The following is a 3,717-nucleotide window of genomic DNA, read 5'->3' as shown; positions in this document are numbered from 1 at the left end:
GCGCGCATTCGCCGCCTGCGCGACTTGCTGCTGTCGATTGCCGTGGGTGGCGGCATGGCGTTGCTCTCCTACGCCATGCTGACGCGCCAGACGCCGAACGACATCTCCTCGTTCTACCTCAGTCGTGCCATGCCCGAGGGCGGCGGCAGCAACGTGGTCAACGTGATGCTGGTGGACTTCCGTGGCTTCGACACCCTGGGCGAAATCACCGTGCTGGTCGCCGTGGCGCTGACCGTGTTCGCCCTGCTACGCCGCTTCCGCCCACCGAAAGAAAGCCTGCAGTTGCCGGCCCAGCAACGCCTGCTGGCGCCGGACGTGGTCACCGACCTGGTCAACCCGCGTTCGGCCAGCGACACCGCGCTCGGCTTCATGATGGTGCCGGCGGTGCTGGTGCGCCTGTTGCTGCCGATTGCGCTGGTGGTGTCGTGCTACCTGTTCATGCGCGGGCACAACCAGCCGGGCGGCGGATTTGTCGCCGGTCTGGTGATGTCGGTGGCGTTCATCCTGCAATACATGGTCGCCGGTACGCAGTGGGTCGAAGCGCAAATGAGCCTGCGCCCGTTGCGCTGGATGGGCACCGGCTTGTTGTTCGCCACCGCCACCGGGCTGGGCGCAATGGCGGTCGGTTATCCGTTCCTGACCACCCACACCTGGCATTTCACCTTGCCGTTGCTGGGCGATATCCATATCGCCAGTGCGCTGTTCTTTGATATCGGCGTGTATGCCGTGGTTGTCGGTTCGACGCTGTTGATCCTTACCGCCCTCGCCCACCAATCGGTACGCGGTCACAAGACTGCATCGCTGCCCAAGTCCGTCGCCAGCAAAGGAGCCGTCTGATGGAAGAAGTCATCGCAATCGCCATCGGCGTACTCGCCGCGTCTGGCGTCTGGCTGATCCTGCGGCCACGGACATTCCAGGTGGTGATGGGCCTGTGCCTGCTGTCGTACGCGGTCAACCTGTTCATCTTCAGCATGGGCAGCCTGTTCATCGGCAAGGAGCCGGTGATCAAGGACGGCGTCACCCAGGACTTGCTGCACTACACCGACCCGCTACCGCAAGCCCTGGTCCTCACCGCGATCGTCATCAGTTTCGCCATGACCGCGCTGTTCCTCGTCGTGCTGTTGGCCTCGCGCGGCCTGACCGGTACCGACCACGTTGACGGCCGGGAGCCTAAAGAATGATGGCGATGACTCACCTGATCGCCGCGCCGATCCTGCTGCCACTGCTGACCGCCGCCATCATGCTGATGCTTGGCGAGAAACACCGACCGCTGAAGGCGAAAATCAACCTGTTCTCCAGCCTCGTCGGGCTGTTCATTTCGGTGATGCTGCTGCAATGGACACAGACCACCGGCGTGCCCGGCTCCATCGGCGTGTACCTGCCGGGCAACTGGCAGGCACCGTTCGGCATCGTGCTGGTGGTCGATCGCCTGTCGGCACTGATGCTGGTGCTGACCGGGATCATCGGCGTCAGCGCGCTGCTGTTTGCCATGGCCCGTTGGGACGGCGCCGGTTCGAGTTTCCACGCGCTGTTCCAGATTCAATTGATGGGCCTGTACGGCGCATTCCTGACGGCGGATCTGTTCAACCTGTTCGTGTTCTTCGAAGTGTTGCTCGCCGCGTCGTATGGCCTGTTGCTACACGGCTCGGGCCGGGCTCGGGTTTCGTCGGGGCTGCATTACATCTCGATCAACCTGCTCGCCTCGTCGTTGTTCCTGATTGGCGCGGCGCTGATCTACGGCGTCACCGGCACATTGAACATGGCCGATCTGGCGCTGAAAATTCCGCTGGTATCGGAAGCCGACCGTGGCTTGCTGCACGCTGGCGCGGGGATTCTCGCGGTGGCGTTCCTGGCCAAGGCGGGCATGTGGCCGTTGAACTTCTGGCTGGTGCCGGCCTACTCCTCGGCCAGTGCGCCGGTGGCGGCCATGTTCGCGATCATGACCAAGGTCGGCGTCTACACCCTGCTACGCCTGTGGACACTGCTTTTTTCCGGCCAGGCCGGGGCCTCGGCCTTCTTCGGCGGCGACTGGCTGATCTACGGCGGCATGGCGACCATGGCTTGCGCGGGGCTGGCGATTCTTGCCGCGCAACGCCTGGAGCGCATGGCCAGCCTGAGCATTCTGGTGTCGGCGGGGATTCTGCTGTCGGCGGTGGGTTTCGCCCAGCCGAACCTGATCGGCGCCGCGCTGTTCTATCTGGTCAGCTCGACCCTGGCGCTGAGCGCGTTGTTCCTGCTCGCCGAGTTGATCGAGCGCTCGCGTTCGGCCAACGAAATTCCGCTGGAAGACGAAAGCGAACTGCTGCCACGTCCGCAAGAGTCCTTGCAGCCACCCAAGGGCATCAACCTCGATGACGAGCAGAAAGCCGTGGTCGGTCAGGTCATCCCGTGGACCATGGCGTTTCTCGGCCTGAGCTTCATTGCCTGCGCGCTGCTGATCATCGGTATGCCACCGTTGTCCGGTTTCATTGGCAAACTCAACCTGATCGGCGCCTTGCTCAATCCGCTGGGGCTGGGCACGGGCGCACCGATTTCCAATGCGGCGTGGGCGTTGCTGGCGTTGTTGATCCTGTCCGGGCTGGCCTCGTTGATGGCGTTCTCGCGCCTTGGCATCCAGCGTTTCTGGACACCCGAGGAGCGCCCGTCGCCGCTGCTGCGCAAACTCGAATGCGCACCGATTTTCCTGCTGCTGGGGTTGAGCATCGCCCTGACCTTCAAGGCCGAACCGCTGCTGCGTTACACCCAGGCCACCGCCGACGCGCTGAACAATCCGCAGCAATACGTGATGGCCGTACTCGGCACCCGCGCCGTGCCAAGCCCGGAAGCCAAAGCCGCGATGCTGGAGGTGCAGCCATGAAGCGCATTTTCCCGGCACCGTTGCTGTCACTGGCCCTGTGGGTGCTATGGCTGACGCTGAACCTGTCGGTCAGCCCGGGCAATCTGTTGCTCGGCGCAATACTGGGGTTCGCCGCGCCATTGATGATGCGCAAGTTGCGCCCGAAACCAGTACGCGTTCGCCGTCCGGGGACAATTCTGCGCCTGTTCCTGCTGGTCGGGCGTGACGTGATCATGTCCAACCTGATCGTTGCTTGGGGCGTACTCAACGCCGGTCGCCGCCCGCCCCGCTCACGTTTTATCAAGGTGCCGCTGGACTTGCGCGATGCCCATGGCCTGGCGGCGCTGGCAATGATCTGCACCGTGGTGCCCGGCACCGTGTGGTCAGAACTGGCGCTGGATCGCAGCATTCTGTTGCTGCACGTGTGGGATCTGGATGACGAAGCGCAGTTCATCGAGCACTTCAAGCGCACTTACGAGCGGCCGCTGATGGAGATTTTCGAATGAGCCCGTTACTGTCGAACGCGATTCTGCTGACGTTGTTCCTGTTCTCGCTGGCCATGGTGCTGACCCTGGTGCGCCTGTTCAAGGGGCCGTCGGCGCAGGATCGAGTACTGGCGCTGGACTACCTGTACATCATCGCCATGCTGATGATGCTGACCCTCGGCATTCGTTATTCCAGTGACACTTACTTCGAAGCGGCGCTGCTGATTGCGCTGTTCGGCTTCGTCGGCTCGTTTGCCCTGGCGAAATTCCTGCTGCGTGGCGAGGTGATCGAATGAATGCCGATTTGTCTTTATGGGTCGAGATCCCCGTGGCGATCCTGCTGGTGCTCAGCGGCGTGTTCGCGCTGATCGGTGCGACCGGATTATTGCGCATGAA

General features: G+C 62.9%; 5 protein-coding genes and 1 pseudogene. All 6 read left to right on the top strand.

Features of this window, described 5'->3' with window-relative positions:
* The coding region (gene mbhE, locus DBR24_RS33240; protein ID WP_305889132.1) for a hydrogen gas-evolving membrane-bound hydrogenase subunit E at window positions 1-837 on the top strand (837 nt) is incomplete at its 5' end.
* Window positions 837-1,181: a Na+/H+ antiporter subunit C gene (locus tag DBR24_RS22095; protein ID WP_008085854.1), complete on the top strand. Its 345-nt coding sequence runs from the start codon at window positions 837-839 to the stop codon at window positions 1,179-1,181. The genes mbhE and DBR24_RS22095, both read left to right, overlap by 1 nt.
* Window positions 1,178-2,857, top strand: coding sequence for a monovalent cation/H+ antiporter subunit D (locus DBR24_RS22090; protein WP_128615796.1), 1,680 nt, complete (start codon window positions 1,178-1,180; stop codon window positions 2,855-2,857). The genes DBR24_RS22095 and DBR24_RS22090 overlap by 4 nt, the downstream gene beginning before the upstream one ends.
* Window positions 2,854-3,342, top strand: a complete 489-nt coding sequence (locus tag DBR24_RS22085; RefSeq protein WP_123467807.1) for a Na+/H+ antiporter subunit E — start codon at window positions 2,854-2,856, stop codon at window positions 3,340-3,342. Before DBR24_RS22090 ends, DBR24_RS22085 begins: the two co-directional genes overlap by 4 nt.
* A complete protein-coding gene (locus tag DBR24_RS22080) occupies window positions 3,339-3,617 on the top strand; it encodes a K+/H+ antiporter subunit F (protein WP_123467805.1) in 279 nt (92 codons plus the stop codon). Before DBR24_RS22085 ends, DBR24_RS22080 begins: the two co-directional genes overlap by 4 nt.
* Window positions 3,614-3,717, top strand: a pseudogene (locus tag DBR24_RS33235) (Na+/H+ antiporter subunit G); the annotation flags it as partial. The gene DBR24_RS22080 and the pseudogene DBR24_RS33235, both read left to right, overlap by 4 nt.

Origin of the sequence: Pseudomonas sp. HMWF006 (genome assembly GCF_003061205.1) — a bacterium.
Taxonomy (GTDB): domain Bacteria; phylum Pseudomonadota; class Gammaproteobacteria; order Pseudomonadales; family Pseudomonadaceae; genus Aquipseudomonas; species Aquipseudomonas monsensis.
This window is presented reverse-complemented; position numbering and strand designations above follow the sequence as displayed.